22 protein-coding genes are annotated in these 20,923 nt (G+C 72.0%); 19 read left to right on the top strand and 3 right to left on the bottom strand.

The genetic code is table 11. The annotated features are described in order from the left end of the window. The first annotated feature begins 203 nt into the window (after positions 1 to 203). The 10 genes from HEK131_RS19185 to ssuE are packed head-to-tail and all read left to right on the top strand — an operon-like array spanning position 204 to position 9,670. Positions 204 to 1,331, top strand: a complete 1,128-nt coding sequence (locus HEK131_RS19185; protein ID WP_244336304.1) for an LLM class flavin-dependent oxidoreductase — start codon at positions 204 to 206, stop codon at positions 1,329 to 1,331. Positions 1,332 to 1,333: 2 nt separating this feature from the next. Continuing rightward, positions 1,334 to 1,918 carry a GNAT family N-acetyltransferase gene (locus tag HEK131_RS19180; protein WP_244452073.1) on the top strand — a complete coding sequence of 195 codons (585 nt, stop codon included), beginning with the start codon at positions 1,334 to 1,336 and terminating at the stop codon, positions 1,916 to 1,918. Beyond that, a complete protein-coding gene (locus tag HEK131_RS19175; protein ID WP_244336303.1) occupies positions 1,915 to 2,865 on the top strand; it encodes an ABC transporter substrate-binding protein in 951 nt (316 codons plus the stop codon). Before HEK131_RS19180 ends, HEK131_RS19175 begins: the two co-directional genes overlap by 4 nt. A gap of 18 nt (positions 2,866 to 2,883) precedes the next feature. Next, a complete protein-coding gene (locus HEK131_RS19170) occupies positions 2,884 to 3,888 on the top strand; it encodes an amino acid ABC transporter permease (protein ID WP_217465493.1) in 1,005 nt (334 codons plus the stop codon). Beyond that, on the top strand, positions 3,885 to 4,649 hold the full coding sequence (locus HEK131_RS19165; RefSeq protein WP_279614261.1) for an amino acid ABC transporter ATP-binding protein: 765 nt from the start codon (positions 3,885 to 3,887) through the stop codon (positions 4,647 to 4,649). Before HEK131_RS19170 ends, HEK131_RS19165 begins: the two co-directional genes overlap by 4 nt. Positions 4,650 to 4,685: 36 nt before the next feature. Next, a complete protein-coding gene (locus HEK131_RS19160) occupies positions 4,686 to 5,666 on the top strand; it encodes an ABC transporter substrate-binding protein (RefSeq protein ID WP_244336302.1) in 981 nt (326 codons plus the stop codon). Between the two features lie 14 nt (positions 5,667 to 5,680). Then, positions 5,681 to 6,697 carry an LLM class flavin-dependent oxidoreductase gene (locus tag HEK131_RS19155; RefSeq protein WP_244336301.1) on the top strand — a complete coding sequence of 339 codons (1,017 nt, stop codon included), beginning with the start codon at positions 5,681 to 5,683 and terminating at the stop codon, positions 6,695 to 6,697. After that, entirely contained in the window at positions 6,694 to 8,019 is a 1,326-nt protein-coding gene (locus HEK131_RS19150) for an NtaA/DmoA family FMN-dependent monooxygenase (protein ID WP_244336300.1), read from the top strand. The genes HEK131_RS19155 and HEK131_RS19150 overlap by 4 nt, the downstream gene beginning before the upstream one ends. Beyond that, positions 8,016 to 9,083 (top strand): LLM class flavin-dependent oxidoreductase, encoded by a 1,068-nt coding sequence (locus HEK131_RS19145; RefSeq protein ID WP_244336299.1) that lies wholly within the window; start codon positions 8,016 to 8,018, stop codon positions 9,081 to 9,083. Before HEK131_RS19150 ends, HEK131_RS19145 begins: the two co-directional genes overlap by 4 nt. A 32-nt stretch (positions 9,084 to 9,115) precedes the next feature. After that, positions 9,116 to 9,670 (top strand): NADPH-dependent FMN reductase, encoded by a 555-nt coding sequence (gene ssuE / locus HEK131_RS19140; protein WP_244336298.1) that lies wholly within the window; start codon positions 9,116 to 9,118, stop codon positions 9,668 to 9,670. A gap of 16 nt (positions 9,671 to 9,686) precedes the next feature. On the opposite strand, the gene HEK131_RS19135 is transcribed toward ssuE, so the two are convergent. Continuing rightward, complete coding sequence (locus tag HEK131_RS19135) at positions 9,687 to 11,195, bottom strand: SulP family inorganic anion transporter (protein WP_244336297.1); 1,509 nt, start codon at positions 11,193 to 11,195, stop codon at positions 9,687 to 9,689. Between the two features lie 170 nt (positions 11,196 to 11,365). Between HEK131_RS19135 and HEK131_RS19130 the strand changes: the two genes are divergently transcribed. Then, positions 11,366 to 11,710, top strand: a complete 345-nt coding sequence (locus HEK131_RS19130) for a barstar family protein (RefSeq protein WP_161146586.1) — start codon at positions 11,366 to 11,368, stop codon at positions 11,708 to 11,710. A gap of 4 nt (positions 11,711 to 11,714) precedes the next feature. Here HEK131_RS19130 and HEK131_RS30230 read toward each other — a convergent pair whose 3' ends face one another. After that, the gene (locus tag HEK131_RS30230) at positions 11,715 to 12,209 is read right to left on the bottom strand and encodes a hypothetical protein (protein ID WP_347881864.1); all 495 of its coding nucleotides are present in this window, start codon (positions 12,207 to 12,209) and stop codon (positions 11,715 to 11,717) included. After that, positions 12,112 to 12,831, bottom strand: coding sequence for a hypothetical protein (locus HEK131_RS30225; RefSeq protein ID WP_347881863.1), 720 nt, complete (start codon positions 12,829 to 12,831; stop codon positions 12,112 to 12,114). The genes HEK131_RS30230 and HEK131_RS30225 overlap by 98 nt, the downstream gene beginning before the upstream one ends. A 371-nt stretch (positions 12,832 to 13,202) precedes the next feature. On the opposite strand from HEK131_RS30225, the gene HEK131_RS19120 reads away from it, so the two are divergent. From HEK131_RS19120 to HEK131_RS19085, 8 genes are all read left to right on the top strand, one after another. Then, positions 13,203 to 15,347 (top strand): sensor histidine kinase, encoded by a 2,145-nt coding sequence (locus HEK131_RS19120; protein ID WP_244336296.1) that lies wholly within the window; start codon positions 13,203 to 13,205, stop codon positions 15,345 to 15,347. A 95-nt stretch (positions 15,348 to 15,442) separates the two neighbouring features. After that, positions 15,443 to 15,877 carry a roadblock/LC7 domain-containing protein gene (locus HEK131_RS19115; RefSeq protein WP_217465501.1) on the top strand — a complete coding sequence of 145 codons (435 nt, stop codon included), beginning with the start codon at positions 15,443 to 15,445 and terminating at the stop codon, positions 15,875 to 15,877. A gap of 2 nt (positions 15,878 to 15,879) precedes the next feature. Further along, the gene (locus HEK131_RS19110; protein ID WP_217465522.1) at positions 15,880 to 16,251 is read left to right on the top strand and encodes a DUF742 domain-containing protein; all 372 of its coding nucleotides are present in this window, start codon (positions 15,880 to 15,882) and stop codon (positions 16,249 to 16,251) included. Further along, positions 16,229 to 16,828, top strand: coding sequence for a GTP-binding protein (locus tag HEK131_RS19105; protein WP_244336295.1), 600 nt, complete (start codon positions 16,229 to 16,231; stop codon positions 16,826 to 16,828). The genes HEK131_RS19110 and HEK131_RS19105 overlap by 23 nt, the downstream gene beginning before the upstream one ends. 76 nt (positions 16,829 to 16,904) lie before the next feature. Next, complete coding sequence (locus HEK131_RS19100) at positions 16,905 to 17,486, top strand: GAF domain-containing protein (protein ID WP_217465502.1); 582 nt, start codon at positions 16,905 to 16,907, stop codon at positions 17,484 to 17,486. 193 nt (positions 17,487 to 17,679) lie between these two features. Beyond that, on the top strand, positions 17,680 to 18,708 hold the full coding sequence (gene tdh, locus HEK131_RS19095) for an L-threonine 3-dehydrogenase (protein WP_161148323.1): 1,029 nt from the start codon (positions 17,680 to 17,682) through the stop codon (positions 18,706 to 18,708). Between the two features lie 29 nt (positions 18,709 to 18,737). After that, entirely contained in the window at positions 18,738 to 19,937 is a 1,200-nt protein-coding gene (locus tag HEK131_RS19090; RefSeq protein WP_244336294.1) for a glycine C-acetyltransferase, read from the top strand. 41 nt (positions 19,938 to 19,978) lie between these two features. Beyond that, entirely contained in the window at positions 19,979 to 20,893 is a 915-nt protein-coding gene (locus HEK131_RS19085; protein ID WP_244336293.1) for a LysR family transcriptional regulator, read from the top strand. Positions 20,894 to 20,923: the final 30 nt, after the last annotated feature.

Here is a 20,923-nt window from a genome sequence, read left to right as displayed (position 1 = left end):
AGCGGGCCGTCTGACCGGCCCTTTCCCTCCGCCGGCGAACCCCGGCGCGGGCCGATGCCCACCCCCTCGCGCGCTGCCGCCGCACCTTTCTTCCCGACGCCCGACGTCGTCACGCCCGCTTTTCTGATGCTGCGTCATATCTAGCCGCATGTACGGCAGTTCAGTGCCACACGCCTGCGCTCTTTCGCCGGAAAGGCTCACTCATGCCTGTGGAGTTCCTCGGCATAGCCGCGACCAACGACGGCTCCGAAACCACCCCGCGCTCCGGCGCGGCCTTCGACAAGGACTACACCCTCCGCCTCGCCCGGGCCCACGAGGACCACGGCTGGGACCGGGTGCTGTTCGCCTACGGTTCCGGCTCCCCGGACCCGGCGCCCGCCGCCGCGTACATCGCTGCCCGCACCGACCGGCTCCAACTGCTGCTCGCCCACCGGCCGAACGTCTCGTACCCCACCTTCGCCGCCAAGACCTTCGCCACCCTCGACCAGATCAGCGAGGGCCGGCTCACCGTCCACTTCATCACCGGCGGCAACGACCACGAACAGGGCCGCGAGGGCGACACCCTCACCAAGGACGAGCGCTACGCACGTACCCGTGAGTACATCGGACTCGTCAAGAAGATCTGGACCACCCACGAGGCGTTCGACCACGAGGGCGAGCACTACCGGTTCCACGACTTCGTCAGCGACGTCTTCCCCGTCCAACAGCCGCGCCCCGGAGTCTCGTTCGGCGGCTCCTCGCCCGCCGCGTACGCCGCCGGCGGCGCCGAGGCCGACATCTACTGCCTGTGGGGCGAGCCGTTGGCCGAGACCGCCGCGCAGATCGAGAAGGTCAAGGCCGCCGCCCGCGAGGCAGGCCGTACCGACGTACCCCGCATCCAGGTCGCCTTCCGTCCGATCATCGCCCCCACCGAGGAACTGGCCTGGGAGAAGGCGCACCGCACGGTCGGCGCGATCAAGCAGCGCCGTGAGGCGGGCCTCGTCCGGCATCGCCGCGGCGGCGCCCCCGAGAACACCGGTTCGCAGCGCCTGATCGCCATCGCGGAGGCGGGCGAGCGCTACGACCGCGCCCTGTGGACCCCGACCGCCGCCGCGACCGGCGGCGCGGGCAACTCCAACGCCCTCGTCGGCACCCCGGAGACGGTCGCGGCGGCCCTGCTCGACTACTACGACCTCGGCGTCGACATCCTCTCCGCCCGCGGTTACGACCTGCTGGGCGACGCCATCGACTTCGGCCGCCATGTGATCCCGATCGTCCGCGAGGAGGTCGCCAAGCGCGACGCCGCCCGCGCGGCCGGCGGCACCGGACCGCTCACGGCGGTGGGCGAGTGAGCCTGCCCGCCCTCTCCGCGCGGTCGGTCGTCCAGGTGACCGTCTCCGACCCACGCGTACGCCCCCTGCTGCGTGAACTCGGCGACGAGTACTCCGCCCGCTACGGCAAGGACGCGCACGCCGAACTCGCCCGCTACCCCGACGAGGAGTTCACCGCGCCGCACGGCGGCCTCCTCCTGCTGATCCTGGAGGGCGGCGAACCCGTCGCGGGCGGGGCCTTCCGCCGGTACGACGCGGACACCGCCGAGCTGAAGCGGATCTGGACCCACTCCGGCCACCGTCGCCGGGGCCTCGCCCGCGAGGTCGTCGCCGAGCTGGAACGCGAGGCCCGCGCCCGCGGTTACGAGCGGATCTACCTCACCACCGGACCCCGCCAGCCCGAGGCCCGCGCCCTGTATCTGAACTCCGGCTACCGCCCGCTCTTCGACACCGAGGCCGACCCGGAGTCCATCGGTCCACTGCCCTTCGAGAAGCACCTCGAAAGGCATCCCGAGAACAGACACCCCGAGAACAGACGCCCCGAGAACAGACACCCCGAGAGCGACCTCGGGACAGACATCCGCACCGGAAAGGCCACCGCCCAGTGAAGCTCCCCGGCATCCCCGGCCGCACGCGCCCGCTCGCGGCCGCCGCCGCGCTCCTGCCCCTGCTGGCCCTGACCGGGTGCGGCTCCGGCGACCCCGCCGAGGCGACCGCAGCGGGCGGCTCGCCCGCGCCGACCGCCGACCCCGTCGCGGCCGTCCGCAAGGTCGACTCCGCCGCGGCCCTGCTGCCCTCGGACGTCCGCGCCAAGGGGGCTCTGCGCATCGGCAGTTCGGTCGGCGCGCCGCCTTCCGCGTACTATCCGGACGGCTCCCGCGCGCCCCAGGGCCAGGACATCGACATCGCCGCGGCGGTGGCCAAGGTGCTCGGCATCAAGCTGCAGCGGCAGGACGCCTCCTTCGAGACCATCCTCCCCGCCCTCGGCAGCGGCAAGTACGACGTGGGTACCGGCAACTTCGGCGTCACCACCGAGCGCCTGAAGACCATCGACTTCGTCACCTACATCGACGACGGCCAGGGCTTCGCGGTGAAGCAGGGCGACACCTCGTTCGGCAAGAAGATCACCGAGCTGACCCAGCTCTGCGGCCGCACCGTCGGCATCAATGCCGGCACCACCTTCGAGGCCACCCTCGCCGCGCAGAAGGGGGTGTGCGCCAAGGCCGGCAAGAAGCCGTACGAGGTGAAGGTGTACTCGGAGAACGGGGCGACCGTCACCGCGCTCCAGCAGGGCCGTATCGACGTGATCATGTCGACCATCAACGGCCTGCGCTACCAGGCCGCCCAGCCCGCCGCCCACACCGCCTTCCTCGGCGAGTACCACCGCCTCGACGTCGGCTTCGCCTTCAAGAAGGGCTCGAAGCTGACCAAGGCGTTCCAGGCGGCCGTCAACGAGCTGATCAGCAACGGTACTTACGACCGCATCCTCAAGAAGTGGGGCACCACCGGCTCCGCCATCGAGAACTCGCGGATCAGCCCGCCCGAGCACGCCTGAGAAGCGACGGAACCCACCATGACCACCGCCGCCCCCGAAACCGCCCCGGCCGCGCCCCACGCCCCGCCCGCCGCCGACGACCCCGCCGCCTACAAGGTCGTCCCCGCCCGGCACCCCGCCCGCTGGGCCGGCGCCGCCGCCGTGCTCGTCCTGGTCGCCCAGTTCACGCACGGCCTCGCCACCAACCCGGTCTGGGAATGGCGGGTCTTCAGCGACTACGTCCTGTCCGAGACGATCGTCCAGGCCGTCTGGGTCACCCTCCAACTCACCGCCTACGCAACGGTTCTGGGCTTCCTCCTCGGCACCGTGCTCGCCTTCATGCGGCTCTCGCACAGCCCGGTGCTCCAGACCGTCGCCTGGACCTACATCTGGGTGTTCCGTTCCATCCCGATGATCGTGCAGTTGGTGTTCTGGTTCAATCTGAGCGCCCTGTACGAACGCCTCGGCGTCGGCGTCCCGTTCGGGCCCGTGTTCTGGTCCGTCGACAGCGACAGCCTGATCGGCACCATCGGCGCCGCCGTCATCGGCCTCACCCTCCACCAGGCCGCCTACGCCGCCGAGATCGTCCGGGGCGGCGTCCTCTCCGTCGACGCCGGTCAGCGCGAGGCCGCCGCCGCGCTGGGCATCCCCCGGCTGCGGCAGATCCGCCGGATCGTGCTGCCCCAGGCCATGCGCGCCATCCTGCCCACCGCCGGCAACGAGATCATCGGCCTGCTCAAGGGCACCTCGGTGGTCTACGTGATGGCCATCGGCGAGCTGTTCTACCAGGTCCAGGTCGTCTACGGCCGCAACGGCCGGGTGATCCCGCTGCTGCTCGTCGCCACCGCCTGGTACGTCCTGCTGACCTCGCTGCTGTCGGTCGCCCAGTACTACGTGGAGCGCCGCTACGCCCGCGGCGCCGACCGCACCCCGCCGCCCACACCGCTCCAGCGGGCCCGCCGCTTCCTGCGCGACCTGCGCGCGGCCGCCGCCCGGCGCGAGGCACCCGTCACCGCACTTCACCTCGGGGGAGAGAGCCGATGAACGACGTCATGGTGGACGTACGGAGCGTCCACAAGAGCTTCGGCCCCCTGGAAGTGCTGCGCGGCGTCGATCTGACCGTGCGGGCGGGCGAGGTCACCGTGATCCTCGGCCCCTCCGGCTCCGGCAAGTCCACCCTGCTGCGGACCATCAACCATCTGGAGAAGGTCGACAGCGGCTGGATCAGCATCGACGCCGAACTCATCGGCTACCGCCGCGCCGGGAACAAGCTGCACGAGCTGAAGGAACGGGACGTCCTCAGGCAGCGCACCCACATCGGGTTCGTGTTCCAGAACTTCAACCTCTTCCCGCACCTCACCGTGCTGGACAACCTCCTCGAAGCCCCCGTCTCCGCGCTGCGCCGCCCCCGTAAGGAGGCCGAGGCGACCGCGCGCCGCCTGCTGGACCGGGTCGGCCTCGCCGACAAGGCCGACGCCTACCCCCGCCAGCTCTCCGGCGGGCAGCAGCAGCGCGTCGCCATCGCCCGCGCGCTCGCCCTGGAGCCGAAAGTGCTCCTCTTCGACGAACCCACCTCCGCGCTCGACCCCGAGCTGGTCGGTGAGGTCCTCGACGTCATCAAGGACCTGGCCCGCACCGGCACCACCATGATCGTCGTCACCCACGAGATCGGCTTCGCCCGCGAGGTGGCCGACACCGTGGTCTTCATGGACGACGGCACCGTGGTCGAACAGGGGCCGCCGTCCGCCGTGTTGGACGACCCGCAGCGCGAACGCACCCGCGCCTTCCTCGCCAAGGTCCTCTGACCTCCCCAACTCGTCTTTCGCATAGGAGATCTCCGCGTGTCCACCACCGCCCGCCGTATCGCCGTCCCCGCACTCGGCCTCGCCTCCGCCCTCGTCCTGGCCGCCTGCGTCAACCCCACCGACGGCGGCACGGCCGAGGTCGCGGTCGGCAAGGGCACCACCACGAAGATCAACCTCAGCCCCGATCAGCACCGGATCACCACGGCCCGGGTCGCCTCGATCGCCGCCGAGGTCCCGGAGAAGATCCGGAAGAGAGGCACCCTGGAGATCGTCGACTCCTCCAACTCGGCCGCGCCACTTGGCTTTCACGCCACGGACAACAAGACCGTCATCGGCGTCGAACCCGACCTCGCGTACCTCGTCGCCAGAGTCCTCGGGCTCAAGCCCCACCTCAACACCGTCTCCTGGGAGAACATCTTCGTCGGCCTCGACAGCGCCAAGTACGACGTGGGCTTCAGCAACATCACGGTCACCGAGGAACGCAAGGAGAAGTACGACTTCGCCACCTACCGCGAGGACAACCTCGGCTTCGCGACCAAGAAGGGCAGCGGACTGAAGGTCACCGGACCCGCCGACCTCGCCGGGCGGAACGTCGCCGTCTCCAGCGGCACCAACCAGGAGAAGCTCCTCGTCGAGTGGAGCAAGGAGAACGAGAAGGCGGGCCGCGAGCCCATCCACATCAAGTACTACCAGGACGAGAGCGACACCTACCTCGCCATCCGCTCCGGCCGCATCGACGTCTACGTCGGCCCCAACCCGACCGCCGCCTACCACGCGGCGACCACCGGCCAGACCGAGGTCGTCGGCACCTACTCCGGCGCCGGCGCCACCCTCCAGGGTCTCATCGCGGCCACCACCAAGAAGGGCAGCGGCCTCGCCAAGCCCCTCGCGGACGCCCTCGACCACGTGATCGAGAACGGCACTTACGCGAAGGTGCTGAAGCGCTGGGGGCTGTCCGACGAGGCCGTGACCAAGTCCGAGATCAACCCGCCCGGTCTGCCCAAGGCCGGGAAGTAGGCGAGGAGGGCAGCATGACCCGCGAACTCCATCTCTCCGTCGCCCTCGGCAGCGCCGGGCCCCGGCCCGCCGCCCACTGGACCGGCCTGGTCCAGCTCGCCGAACTCGGCGCCCTCGACTTCGTCACCCTGGACGACTCCCTGGACCCGGCCGACGGCGACGGCCGCCTCGACGCCGTCGCAGTCCTGGCCCACGCCGCCGCCCGCACCAGCCGGATCGGCCTGATCCCCACGGTCACCACCACCCACACCGAGCCCTTCCACACCTCCACCGCCCTCGCCACCCTGGACTTCGTGAGCGAGGGGCGGGCGGGCTGGCTGGTCGACGTGTCCATCACCGAGGAAGCGGCCCGCGCCACCGGCCGCCGGGACCCCGCGCCCGCGCCCGAGCTGTGGGCGGAGGCGTCCGACGCCGCCGAGGTCGCCGCCCGGCTCTGGGACAGCTGGGAGGACGACGCGGAGATACGGGACGCCGCGACGGGCCGCTTCATCGACCGCGACCGGCTGCACTACGCCGACTTCGAGGGACCGCGCTTCTCGGTACGGGGCCCGTCCATCGTGCCCCGGCCGCCGCAGGGGCGCCCGCCTGTCGCTGTCGTACTCGATGCTCAAGAGATCGACATCCGCTGGGAGTTGGCCGCCCGGCACGCGGAGATCGTCCTGCTGGACGCGGACAGTCCCGCCGCCGCCCGTGAGGCCCGCACCGAGCTACGCCGCCGTGCCGGACGCGACGACCTGCGGGTGCTGGTGCGCGTCGGCCTCGCCCCGCACGCCGGTCCGCCGCTCACCGGAGGTCTCGACGCCCTGCCGGACCTGCTCGCCGAATGGCACGCCGAGGCCGGCACCGACGGCTTCCACCTCGTCACCACCACCCCCACGGAGGAACTGCCCGCCGTGATCCACGACGTCGTACCCGCGCTGCGCGCCGGCGGCCTGTTCCGCGCCACCCACACCGGCCGCACCCTGCGTGATCACCTCGGCCTCGCCCGTCCCGACAGCCGCTACGCCGTACGGACGGAGGCCGCGCTGTGAGTGCCTCAACTCCCGCCGGGCGCAAGCAGATCCACCTCGCCGCGCACTTCCCCGGCGTCAACAGCACCACCGTGTGGCGGGACCCCGACTCCCGCAGTCAGATCGACTTCTCCTCCTTCCAGCACCTGGCCCGCACCGCCGAACGCGGCCGGTTCGACTTCTTCTTCCTCGCCGAGGGACTGAGGCTGCGCGAACGCAAGGGCCGTATCCACGACTTGGACGTGGTCGGCCGCCCCGAGTCGCTGACGGTGCTGAACGCGCTCGCCGCCGTCACCGAACACCTCGGACTGGCCGCCACCGTCAACGCCACCTTCAACGAGCCCTTCGAACTCGCCCGCAGATTCGCCTCGTTGGACCATCTCTCGGGAGGCCGCGCGGCCTGGAACATCGTCACCTCCTCAGACGCGTTCACCGGCGAGAACTTCCGGCGCGGCGGCTACCTCGACCGCGCCGACCGCTACACGCGTGCCGCCGAGTTCGTGGAGGTGGCCCGCGCCCTGTGGGACTCCTGGCCCAGCGGCGGCACCCCGCGCACCGTGCGGCACAGCGGGCCGCACTTCGACATCACCGCCCGCGCCACGCTGCCCCACTCGCCCCAGGTGCACCCCGTCCTCATCCAGGCCGGGGACTCCGACGAGGGCCGGGAGTTCGCCGCCCGCACCGCCGACATCGTCTTCAGCCGCCACGGCACCCTGGAGGCGGGCCGCGCCTTCCACGCCGACGTCAAGGGCCGCCTGGCCCGGTACGGGCGCACCCCGGACCAGTTGAAGATCATGCCCGCCGCCACCGTCGTCCTCGGCGACAGCGAGGCCGACGCGCAGGAACGCGCGGCGCACATCAGGAGGCAGCAGGTCAGTCCGCAGACCGCCATCGCCACGCTGGAGAACGTCTGGGGCCGCGACCTCACCGGCTACGACCCCGACGGACCGCTCCCGGACGTCGAACCGGTGCCGGACGGCGAACTGGCCCAGGGCTGGGCGCACATGTCCGACCGGTTCGGCATCGCCGCCCGCTGGCGGGCCCTCGCCGAGGAGAAACACCTCTCCATCCGCGAACTGGCCATCGAACTCACCGCCCGCCAGTCCTTTATCGGCACCCCCGGCTCGGTCGCCGCCGCCATGGACGAACACGTCCGGACCGACGCGGCCGACGGCTTCATCCTCGTACCCCACCTCACACCCGGCGGTCTGGACGAGTTCGTCGACCAGGTCGTCCCGCTGCTCCAGGAACGCGGCGTTCTGCGCACCGAATACCAGGGGGCCACCCTGCGCGACCACCTCGGCCTCGGCCGTCCCGAGCCGCGTCCGGAGGAGTCCGCATGAGATTCCAGGTGCTCACCATCGGCGGCCACGCCCCGCACCCCCTGACCGGCGAACAGGTGCCGGCCGACGACCGGTTGACCGAGATCGTGGAGACCGGGGTCGCCGCCGAGGAGCTGGGCTTCGACGCGTACGCGATCGGGGAGCGGCACGCCGGACCCTTCCTGTCCTCCAGTCCCACCGTGCTGCTCGGCGCGCTGGCCGCCCGCACCTCCCGCATTCGCCTGCTCACCGGCGTCACGGTCCTCGCGGTCCTCGACCCGGTGCGGGTCGCCGAGGACTACGCCACCCTGCACCAGCTCTCCCACGGCCGCCTCGAACTCGTCATCGGCAAGGGCGCCGAGGCCGGCCACTTCGACCTCTTCGGCCTGGACGAGGGCCTCCAGTGGGACTACCAGGCCGAGAAGTACGAGCTGCTGCGCAGGCTCTGGCGCGAGGAGGACGTCACCTGGCAGGGAAAGTTCCGCCCGCCCCTGACCGGCGCCACCACCCTGCCCCGCCCCTACGGAGGCCGCCCGCCCCGCGTCTGGCACGGCTCCGCCACCAGCCTCAACTCCCCGGAACTGGCCGCCCGGCACGGCGACCCGCTGTTCAGCGCCAACGCCATCCAGCCGCGCGAGGCGTACACCCGGCTCATCGACCACTACCGGGAACGCTTCGCCGCCCACGGCCACGACCCGGCCGGCGCCTACGTCGGCGCGGGCTCCGGCGGCCTGTTCATCGCCCGCACCACCCAGCAGGCCGTGGCCGAGTTCAAGGAGTTCTACGAGGCCCGCGTCCGCCAGTCGTACAAGCCGCACCTGGCCGGCAAGCCGGGCTACAACACGCCGTTCCGCACCATCGAGGAGGCCATCGCGGACGGCCCTCACCTCATCGGCAGCCCGCAGCAGGTCATCGACAAGATCCTCGGCTTCCACGCGGCCTACCGCCACGACCTGCAGTCCGTCACCGTCGACGGCTCCGGCCTCTCCCTGCCCCGGCAGATCGACCAACTCCGCCGGTTCGCCGGGGAGATCGCACCCGTGGTGCGAGCGGAAGCGCCCACCACCCTGTGGCAGCAGGCGTAGCCGCCCACCGAACCCGTTCGAAAGGTCCCACCATGGCAACCGTCCTGTCCATCTCCGGCAGCCCCTCCGCCACCTCCCGCACCGGCCGTCTGCTGCGTCATCTGGACGAGCGGCTCAGCCGCCAGGGCCATCAGGTGGTCCCGCTGGACGTGCGCGGCCTGCCCGCCGAGGCGCTGCTCGGCGCCGATGTGCGGCATCCGGCGATCGCGGCCGCCGCCGAGCTGGTCGACCGTGCCGACGGCGTCGTGATCGGCACCCCCGTCTACAAGGCCGCGTACTCCGGGCTGCTCAAGTCCTTCCTCGACCTGCTCCCGCAGTACGCGCTCACCGGCAAGACGGTCCTGCCGCTCGCCACCGGCGGCACCACGGCCCACGTCCTCGCCATCGACTACGCCCTGCGGCCGGTGCTCAGCTCCATGGGTGCCGCACACATAGTCCAGGGCTGGTTCACCCTCGACAAGGACATAGTGGTGCGCGAGGACGGCACCCTGGCCGTCGCCCCCGGCACCGCCGAGGCACTGGCCCAGATCACCGACCGGTTCTCCGTCGCGCTCGGCGGCCGCACCCTGCTGGCCGCGACCGGGTGACGGCCGTACGTCCCGGTCAGCCGCTGCCCGTCAGCTCGCCGGTCAGCGTGCTGTGCAGGCGGGCGCTCCGCTCGTCCAGGCCGCTGATCTCGACCGTCTTGCCGTGCTCGGCGTACCGCGCCTCGACGGCGTCCAGCGCGGCGACGGACGAGGCGTCCCACACCTGGGCGGCGGACAGGTCGATCACCACCCGGCCGGGATCGGTGGCGTAGGCGAAACGATGCGCCAGGTCGTTCGCCGAGGCGAAGAACAGGTTGCCGGTGACCCGGTAGACCACCGTCGAGCCGTCCGGGTCCAGGACCGAGGTGACCTCGGCGGACCGGGCGACCCGGCGGGCGAACACCGCCATGGCGACCAGCGTGCCGACCACCACACCGATCGCCAGGTTCTGTGTCGCCACCACGACCACCACCGTGAGCACCATGACCGCGATCTCCCCGGCCGGCATCCGCCGCAGGGTGCGCGGCGCTATCGAGTGCCAGTCGAAGGTGGCCACCGACACCATCACCATCACGGCGACCAGCGCGGCCATCGGGATCTTCGACACCGCGGGCCCGAAGGCGATGCACAGCACCATCAGGAACACCCCGGCCAGGAACGTCGACAGCCGGGTACGGGCCCCCGAGACCCGCACGTTGATCATGGTCTGGCCGATCATCGCGCAGCCCCCCATGCCGCCGAGGAAGCCCGTCACGATGTTGGCGACGCCCTGGCCGACCGACTCGCGCGTCTTGGAGGAGCGGGTGTCGGTGATCTCGTCCACCAGCCGCGCCGTCATCAGCGACTCCATCAGGCCCACCAGCGCCATGGCCAGCGCGTAGGGCGCGATGGTGGTCAGCGTGTCCATGGTGAACGGCACGTCCGGCAGCCCGGGAACCGGCAGCGCCGAGGGCAGCGCACCCCGGTCGCCCACGGTCGGCACCGCGATACCGGCGGCCACGGTGACCGCGGTCAGCGCCACGATCGACACCAGCGGCGCCGGAACCGCCCGCGTCAGCTTCGGGAAGAGGACCAGCAGCGCCACCCCGGCCGCGAACAGCGGATAGACCGGCCAGGGGACATCGGTCAGCTCCCGGAGCTGCGTCAGGAAGATCAGGACGGCCAGCGCGTTCACGAAGCCGACCATCACACTGCGCGGCACGAACCGCAGCAGCCGAGCCACTCCCAGGGCGCCCAGCACGATCTGGAACGCGCCCGCCAGGATCACCGTGGCGATCAGGTACCCGAAGCCGTGCTCCCGGTTCATCGGGGTGATGACCAGGGCCACCGCGCCGGTCGCGGCGGAGATCATGGCCGGCCGGCCGCCCACGAACGCGATGGTCACCGCCATGGTGAACGACGCGAACAGGCCGATGGCCGGGTCCACCCCCGCGATCACCGAGAACGAGATCGCTTCCGGGATCAGCGCGAGGGCGACCACCAGACCGCCCAGCACCTCGGTGCGCAGCACCCTCGGGTCGGACAGCCAGGACGGGCGGCGGAAGCGGCGCGGACGAGCGGGCGCCGAGGGTACGGACGTGGTCAAGGAGAGGTACCTGTCGGGCTCGGGCGCACCCGGTACGGCTCCGGGGCACAAAGGCTCCAGCCTACCTCGGAGGGCCTGCCGGACCCCGTCCGGCGAACCTGCGGACCCGCTCTGACCGGGGCATGATGGGTGGACCGACGCAATCCCCGGACCCGTAAGGCGGTGCCGACATGCCCGCAGCCACCCTCGCCGAGGTCGTCCACCAGGCCGGCTGGAAGGTCATCCCGCTCGACCTCGCAGGCGTCACGGACCAGGCCGGATTCATGGACCGCGCCACCAAGGCCCTCGACCTGCCCGAGTTCGCCGGACGCAACTGGCAGGCGTTCCAGGACGCCTGCGGCGACATCGGCTGGGGCCCCGAGGTGGCGGGCCGCCTCCTCGTCGTCCTCGGCTGGCGCGACTACGCCAAGGCCCAGCCCGAGCAGTGGGAGAGCGCCCAGCAGGTCCTCGAGTCGGTCGCGGGACGGCAGCAGAAGTACGACTCCACGCTCGCGGTCGTCCTGACCCTGGTCTGACCTCCTAGGCCCGAGCCGCCTCCGGAGCGGCGGACTCCTTAGGCGCCGTCGCCCGCAGCGCGAGGGCGGCCACCGCCCCCGCCACCAGCCCCCAGGTCAGTGCCGCCGGGACGCCGGAGCCCAGGTTGCCGACGATGTACCGCAGCCCCCATTTCATGCCGCCGCCGACCGTCACCACCTGGAGGAGCTGCCCGGCCACCAGCCCGACGACGGTCGCGCAGACCGTGCCGACCGCCATCGCCGGGACCGTGGCCTTGGTCAGCAGGCCCGGCAGCAGCCGGAGCGCCCACCACACCACCGCGAGCACCAGCACGTCGGACGACCGGGCGAGCAGCCAGTCGCCGACCGGGGTGCCCGCGGGGCCCGACCAGCCGCCGAGCAGCAGCCACTCGCGCAGCAGATCACCCGGCTCGGAGAGGAAACCGCCGCCGTAGGGCGCCGTCTGGATCTCGGCGGCTACCGGCTGGTACGACAGCACCAGCAGCGACAGCGCGATCACCGCCGTCCCGGCCGTGGCCGCGAGGCGCGCGGCGCGGGCCGGGACCTCCCGGCGGGGCAGGCGGGCCCGCGCCCTTGGTGGTGGCCCGCCCCAGCAGCACCGTCGCGGCCGCCACGACCAGCCCGACCACCGCCGCGACCTCGCGTCCCCCGGCCGTCGAGCCCGCGAGATTCGGCAGGAAGCGGTAGCTCCCGTGCCCGTACGAGGCGATCTGCCACGGCGCCGACACCGTCACCGCGAGCATCGCGGACACCAGACCCCACGCCCACAGCGCGAGCAGCGCGGCGGGCACCCGCCCGGCGACCGGCGGCAGCCACCGGACCAGGAACAGCGCGCCGACGGTGAAGACGACGAAGACCGCCCCGAACCGGATCTGCATCGCGGTGTGGAACAGATCGAGGTAGCGCGCGCCGTCGCCGCCGGACGCGTACGCCGAGGGCTGCGGCGGGTCGTACGCCCATGGCGTGAGCCAGCGCTGCAGATCGGCGGCCGCCTCGCCGCCGAGCAGATCGGCGCTCCCCGGCAGGTGCAGGGCGTCGGAGCTCGCCCCCGCCCACCACAGCAGCGCCGTGAACAGCAGCCCACCGACCACCGCCGGTATCGCCGCGCGTCCGAACGTCATGATCCGTCCCCCGTCCTCACCGCCCGCCCGTGCAGGCCGATCAGGCGGAGAGTACGGGGCGTGGATCACTTCTGGATCACGGGCCGGGACGGCGTCCACGTACCGGGCGGCGAATTCCCGCACCCCTTCGTTGATTTCTTCTGATCGGTCCGGACCATTTTCTTTTCTCTTTGTCGCGCAAATTCACCGGCTTTATCGATCTGTCGTGCGACGCCTCATACCAGAGCGGGAAGCGGACCGGGAGACTTTGTCAACTGACCACCGCACCTGCCGCACGGGCAACTACCGTGAATGCCCGTCGGATGGCTCAGGGCCCTTTTTCCCACTCCTTTTTCCGACACCAGGCCCGACGGACCAGTACGAGGACGCAGATGTCTCACCTCCGCGCACCGGTCTCCCGTGCCGACCGCCGAGAGGGCGGCCGACACGGGAGACCGGTCGCCCGACCCGCTCCCGCACTGCCCGAAACGCTCCTGCGGCCCCAGCTCGTGCGACTCGCCGTGCTCCCGCCCGTCGCGGTCGCCCTCGCCGCCACGGCGGCCGTCGTGTTCACCGTCCGCTCCAGCGGCGCCCACACCGGCCTCGCCCTCTGGGCGGTGCTCGCCCTGACCGTCGTGGTCGCCGGGGCCGCCATCGCCATCGCCGCCGTGGCCGCCGACCGGGCCGCCCGCTCCGTCGGCGACCGCGTCGGCGCCCTGCGCCGCAACGCCGCCCGGAGCGAGGCCGACCTGCGGGCCCTGGTCGACGCGCTGCGCCGCGGTGAGCCGCCGCCGCGCGGCAAACCGCGCCGCAGGCCGCCCGAGGACGCCGACGACTTCGAACTCCTCGCCGCCGACCTGGCCCGCGCGCACGACGGCGCCGTCACCGCCGTCGTCCGCGCGGCCCAGCTCTCCAGCCAGGCCGCCAACGAACAGAAACTCGAGGTCTTCGTCAACCTCGCCCGACGTCTCCAGTCACTGGTGCACCGGGAGATCTCCATCCTCGACGAGCTGGAGAACGAGATCGAGGACCCCGATCTGCTGAAGGGGCTCTTCCACGTCGACCACCTCGCCACCCGTATCCGCCGCCACGCCGAGAACCTCGCCGTGCTCGGCGGCGCCGTCTCCCGGCGCCAGTGGAGCAACCCGGTCGACATGACCGAGGTGCTGCGCTCCGCCATCGCCGAGGTCGAGCAGTACTCACGGGTCAGGCTCGTCCCGCCCGTCGACGGCGAACTGCGCGGCCACGCCGTAGCCGACGTCATCCACCTCCTCGCCGAACTCGTCGAGAACGCCACGGTGTTCTCCGCCCCGCAGACCCAAGTGCTGCTGCGCGCCAACCTCGTGACCTCCGGGCTCGCCATCGAGGTGGAGGACCGGGGACTCGGCATGCCGGTCGATGAACAGCACCGGATGAACGCCCTCCTCGCCGACCCCGACCAGGTCAACGTCGCCAGCCTGCTGGCCGACGGCCGCATCGGTCTCTACGTCGTCTCCCAACTCGCCCGCCGCCACGGCATCTCGGTACGCCTCCAGACCAACATCTACGGGGGCGTGCAGGCGGTACTGGTCGTGCCGCAGGCGCTGTTGGGGGCTTCGGCGGGGGCGGTGCCGGGGGTGGTGCCGGAGGGTGAGGGAGCTGCTGCTGGTCAGGAGGTTGCTGCTGGTCAGGGGGTGGTGGCGGCCGGGTCCGTGGGGGCTGGGGCGGCGGGGGCCGGGCCGGCGGGGTCTGGTGGGGCGGGTGTCTCGGATGCTGCGGGTGCGCCGAGTGCGCCGAGTGCTGCGGCCACGGGGCGGCATCGGCAGGTGGCGCGGCGGGGGAGTGGGGACGCGGGTGCGGGTACGGGCGCGGCTCCCGGGGCCAGGGCGGACGGGGGTGGGGGCGCGGCGAGTGGTGCCGTCCCGCCTCCGTTGCCCAAGCGCGGTGCACAGGAGCGGCGGCCCAACCCGGCCGAGGCGGTGCCCGGCATCAGTGTCGGGGACCGGGTCGTCGTGGAGGCCCACGCGGGTGTGCTGCCGACACCACGCGGGGGAGTGGCACCGGCCGGCGTGGACAAGCCCCGGCTGCCGCGCCGCCGCGCCCAGGAACACATCGTGCCGCAGTTGCGCGGGGGGCCCGCGCCGCGTCAGGAGAGCGACCTCGTCGTGGGCCACGACCCCGGCCTGATGGCCGCCTTCCAGCGCGGGGTCGGCCTCGCCGAGTCCCAGCAGAGCCTGGAGGCCGTGGAGCAGGGGTACGTGGAGCCGCCGCCTACTGGTGACGGTGCGCCCTCGGGGGCCGCGTACATGGAGGCTCCCCATACGGACACCGCACACATGGCCGCCGCGGACATGACGTCCGGGCACATGGAGCCAGGGCACGTGGAGGTCGGCCCCATGGAGGTCGGCCACGTGGAGCCAGGGCACATGGAGGCGAGCCACATGGACCCGAGGCACATGGGTTCCGCCCACATGGGTTCCGCCCACATGGGTTCCGCCCACATGGAGTCCGGACATATGGAGCCCGCGCCCCTGGACAGGAGCTCGCCCCCCGCATGACGCACACCCCCACTACCCCCACCCTCACCCCCACCCCCACCACCCCAACTCCCAGCGCTCCCGCAGACCTTCGTACCCCAAGGAGTCGATCCACCATGGCGAGCGATGCGCCGACCGCCCAGGCATCCGACCTCGACTGGCTGCTGAGCGGCCTCGTGCAGCGGGTCCCGCACACCGGCAGCGCGGTGCTCCTGTCCTGCGACGGGCTGGTGAAGTCCGTACACGGGCTGGACCCCGACAGTGCCGACCACATGGCCGCGCTCGCCTCCGGTCTGTACTCCCTCGGCCGCAGCGCGGGGGTCCGGTTCGGGGACGGCGGGGAGGTGCGGCAGGTCGTGGTCGAGCTGGACTCCACCCTGCTGTTCGTCACCACCGCCGGCTCCGGCACCTGTCTCGCCGTGCTCGCCGGACGCGAGGCCGACGCCGCCGTGCTCGGCTACGAGATGGCGATGCTGGTCAAGAGCGTCCGCCCGTACCTCGTCACCGCGCCCCGGCAGCCCGTCACCGACCCCACGGCGATGAGGCCGTGAGCGTGGCCGCCGTGGGCGACGGGCCCTGGCTCGACGACGCGGCCGGGCGGCTGGTGCGTCCGTTCACGGTCAGCAACGGCCGTACCGAACCCAGCGTGGCGCTGGATCTGATCTCCCAGGTGATGGCCACCGGGGTCACCCCGCTCGGCTATCTCGGCCCCGAGCACGCGCAGGCGCTCGACCTGTCCCGCGCGCCCGTATCGGTGGCCGAGATGGCCGCGCACCTGAGGCTGCCCGCCGTGGTCACCAAGGTGCTGCTCTCGGACCTCCTCGACTGCGGGGCGCTGACCACCAGGCCCCCCGCCTACCGCCACAACCCCACTGACCGGTCTCTGCTGGAGGCAGTGCTCGATGGACTACGACGACAGCTCTGACCCGTTCCCCACCGCGCTCAAGATCCTGGTGGCCGGCGGGTTCGGGGTGGGCAAGACGACCTTCGTGGGTGCGGTCAGCGAGATCGCGCCGCTCAGCACGGAGGAACTGCTCACCACGGTCGGCGCGGCCACCGACAATCTCGACGGTGTGGAGAACAAGGTCGAGACGACCGTCGCCATGGACTTCGGCCGTATCACCCTCGACCCCCGGCACGTCCTCTATCTGTTCGGCACGCCCGGCCAGGAGCGGTTCTGGTTCATGTGGGACGAGCTGTCCGAGGGCGCGCTCGGCGCGGTCATCCTCGCCGACACCCGCCGCCTTCAGGAGTGCTTCCCCGCCGTCGACTTCTTCGAGGAACGCGGCGTCGCCTTCATCGTGGCCGTCAACGAGTTCGACGGCGGCTTCCGCTACGACCCCGACGAGGTGCGTGCCGCCCTCGACCTGAGCCCCGCCGTACCGGTCGTCCCCTGCGACGCCCGTATCTCCAGCTCCGGCGTGCAGACCCTGCTCACCCTCGTCCAGCACCTCCTCGCCCACACCCCGGCGCCCGCGCCGAGCCACAGCGCACACATGTGACCCCGTCCTATATGACCCAGCCCTACAGCCCCTGGAGCCCCCGTATGAGGAACGCCCACAGCGACGGAGCCCGGTCATGATGTACGAGCCGGCCCGCCGCGTCCGTGGCCTGCTGCTCACCCCGGAGGACAAGGAGGCACCGGCCCGCACCTCCCGGCTGCGCAGGCTGGGCCTCGGGGAACGCCCCGAACCCGCCCTCGACGCCTTCGCCGACCACCTCGCCCAGGTCACCGGCGCGCCGTACGCCATGGTCAACTTCATCGGCGAGCAGCGCCAGTACTTCGCGGGCCTGAGCGCGCCGCCCACCGGCCCCCTGGCCCCGGCCCGCGAGGGCGGTGCGCGGGCCGAGGCCGGCCGGGGACTGCCGCGCGAACATGGGTTCTGCCCCTATGTGGTGGTCCGCCACAAGGCCCTGGTGCTGGAGGACGTCCGCGACTACCCGCGCTTCGCGGGCAACCCGATCGTCGACGACCTCGGCATCCGCTCCTACCTGGGCGCGCCGCTCATCGACAGCTCCGGCATGGTGCTCGGCACCGTGTGCGCCGCCGACACCGAGCCCCGCACCTGGGGAAAGTCCGGGCTTGAGGCCATCAAGGCGATGGCCGCCGAACTCGCCGTACGCATCGAACGCGCGGCCGAGGACGGGCTGCCCATCTGAACGGGCCCTGACAGAAACGGAGTTGGTCCGCGCCGGCGGAGGTGTGAAGCAAAGCTCAGGTGCCGGTTAAGAAAAGCTCGATGGATTACGGTCGGCGCATACGGCAGATTGCGGGGTGATTCCACCCCTCGGACCCGGTGCGGACGCCTCGGCGTGCCCGCGCGCCCGGGCCTCACCCACAGGAGCCGTAGCGTTGAAGGCGCTGGTCAAGGAGAAGGCGGAGCCCGGTCTTAGGCTCATGGACGTGCCCGAGCCCGAAGTGGGACCCGGCGACGTACTCATCAAGGTCATGCGGACCGGCATCTGCGGCACCGACCTGCACATCCGGGCCTGGGACGGCTGGGCGCAGCAGGCGATCCGCACCCCGCTGATCGTCGGCCACGAGTTCGTCGGGCAGGTCGTGGAGACCGGCCGCGACGTCAGCGAGATCCGGGTCGGCGACCGGGTCAGCGGCGAAGGACACCTGGTGTGCGGCAAGTGCCGCAACTGCCTGGCCGGCCGCCGCCACCTGTGCCGCTCCACCATCGGTCTGGGCGTGGGCCGTGACGGCGCGTTCGCCGAGTACGTGACGCTGCCCGCGTCCAACGTGTGGGTGCACCGGGTCCCCGTGGACCTCGACATCGCCGCCGTGTTCGACCCGTTCGGCAACGCCGTGCACACCGCGCTGTCCTTCCCGCTGGTCGGCGAGGACGTCCTGATCACCGGCGCGGGCCCGATCGGCCTCATGGCCGCGGCCGTCGCCCGGCACGCGGGCGCCCGCAACGTCGTCGTCACCGACGTCAGCGAGGAGCGCCTGGAGCTGGCCCGCAAGATAGGGGCGAGCCTGGCACTGAACGTCTCGCGGACCACGATCGCGGACGGTCAGCGGGAGCTGGGCCTGCGTGAGGGCTTCGACATCGGCCTGGAGATGTCCGGCCGCCCCGAGGCCATGCGCGACATGATCGCCAACATGACGCACGGCGGCCGGATCGCCATGCTGGGCCTGCCGTCGCAGGAGTTCCCAGTGGACTGGTCCCGGATCGTCACCTCGATGATCACCATCAAGGGCATCTACGGCCGGGAGATGTTCGAGACCTGGTACGCCATGTCCGTCCTCCTGGAGGGCGGCCTCGACCTCGCCCCCGTGATCACCGGCCGGTACGACTACCGCGACTACGAAGCGGCGTTCGCGGACGCAGCGAGCGGCAAGGGTGGCAAGGTCATCCTGGACTGGACCGCGTAACCCCCGTCAGCACCTTCGAAGGAGCCCCCATGTTCGACAACGTCCGCGACGACCTGCGCGCCACCCTCGACGAGATCCGTGCCGCCGGACTGCACAAGCCCGAGCGCGTCATCGGCACCCCGCAGTCCGCGACCGTCGAGGTCACCGGGGGCGGCCGCCCCGGCGAGGTCCTCAACTTCTGCGCCAACAACTACCTCGGCCTCGCCGACCACCCCGGCGTGGTCGCCGCCGCCCACGAGGCGCTCGACCGCTGGGGCTACGGCATGGCCTCCGTGCGCTTCATCTGCGGCACCCAGGAGGTCCACAAGGACCTGGAGGCCCGCCTCTCGGCGTTCCTCGGCCAGGAGGACACGATCCTCTACTCCTCCTGCTTCGACGCCAACGGCGGCGTCTTCGAGACCCTGCTCGGCGCCGAGGACGCGGTGATCTCCGACGCCCTCAACCACGCCTCCATCATCGATGGCATCCGCCTGTCCAAGGCCCGCCGCTTCCGCTACGCCAACCGCGACCTCGCCGACCTGGAGACCCAGCTCAAGGAGGCGAACGCGGGCGGCGCCCGGCGCAAGCTGATCGTCACCGACGGCGTCTTCTCCATGGACGGCTACGTCGCCCCCCTCGCGGAGATCTGCGACCTCGCCGACCGCTACGACGCGATGGTCATGGTCGACGACTCGCACGCCGTCGGCTTCGTCGGCCCCACCGGCCGCGGCACGCCCGAGCTGCACGGCGTGACGGACCGCGTCGACATCATCACCGGCACCCTCGGCAAGGCCCTCGGCGGCGCCTCCGGCGGCTACGTCGCCGCCCGCGCCGAGATCGTCGCCCTGCTGCGCCAGCGCTCGCGCCCGTACCTGTTCTCCAACACCCTCGCCCCGGTCATCGCCGCCGCCTCCCTGAAGGTCCTCGACCTCCTGGAGTCCGCCGACGACCTGCGCGTCCGGCTCGCCGAGAACACCGCGCTGTTCCGCTCCCGCATGACCGAGGCCGGCTTCGACATCCTCCCCGGCGATCACGCCATCGCCCCGGTGATGATCGGCGACGCGGCCGAGGCGGCCCGCATGGCGGAGCTGCTGCTGGAGCACGGTGTGTACGTGATCGCCTTCTCCTACCCGGTGGTCCCGCAGGGCAAGGCGCGCATCCGCGTGCAGCTCTCCGCCGCGCACTCCACGGAGGACGTGAACCGCGCCGTGGACGCCTTCATCGCGGCCCGCGCCGAGCTGGCGGGCTGACCTGCGCCGGAACAGGGCGGCCGCCTTGCGATAATGGCGGAATGATCGAGGCGCGGCGGCTCCACATCCTCCGTGCGGTGGCCGACCACCGCACGGTCACGGCGGCGGCCGCCGCGCTGTACCTCACCCCGTCCGCCGTCTCCCAGCAGCTCACCGCGCTGGAGCAGGAGACCGGCCACCGCCTGGTCGAGCGCGGCGCGAAGGGGGTACGGCTCACCCCGGCGGGCGAGATCCTGCTCAGCCACACCAACGCCGTGCTGGCCCAGCTCGAGCGGGCCGAGGCGGAGCTCGCGGCCTACGGCAAGGGCGAGGCGGGGACGGTCACCGTCGCCGCCTTCGCCACCGGCATCGCCCAGGTCGTGGCGCCCGCCCTGGCCCGCCTCGGCAGGTCGGCGCCCGGCATAGGCATCCGGGTCCAGGACGCCGAGGGCGACGCGAGCCTGAGGATGCTGCTGGACCGGCAGGTGGATGTGGCGGTGGCCGTCGAGTACCGGGGCGCGCCGCCCGCCGACGACCCCCGGCTCACCCATCTCCCGCTGTACGCCGAGCCGTTCGACGCCGTGGTCCCGGTCGGGCACCGGCTCGCCGACGACGCCGAGATGCCGCTGGCGGAGCTGTCGGAGCTGTCCAAGGACCCGTGGATCGGCCCGTACCCCGGCAACCCCTGTCACGACGTGGTCGTACTGGCCTGCGAGAGCGCCGGGTTCCAGCCGCGCCTGGAGCACTCCTCGGACGACTTCCGCGCCGTGGTCGCGCTGGCCTCGGCCGACGCGGGCGTGGCCCTCGTGCCCCGCTCGGCGCTGCGCGGCATGGACCTCACCGGTGTGGTCGTACGTCCGGTGGACGGCGTGGCCCCGACCCGCCGGGTCTTCGCGGCCGTGCGCCGGGGCGCCGAGGGGCATCCGCTGATCCGCCCGGTGCTGGAGGCACTGGAGCAGGCCGCCGCCGAGGGCTGAGCCGGGGCCGTTGTCAGTGCCGGGGCTTAC

This window comes from Streptomyces seoulensis (assembly GCF_022846655.1).
Classification (GTDB): domain Bacteria; phylum Actinomycetota; class Actinomycetes; order Streptomycetales; family Streptomycetaceae; genus Streptomyces.
This window is presented reverse-complemented; position numbering and strand designations above follow the sequence as displayed.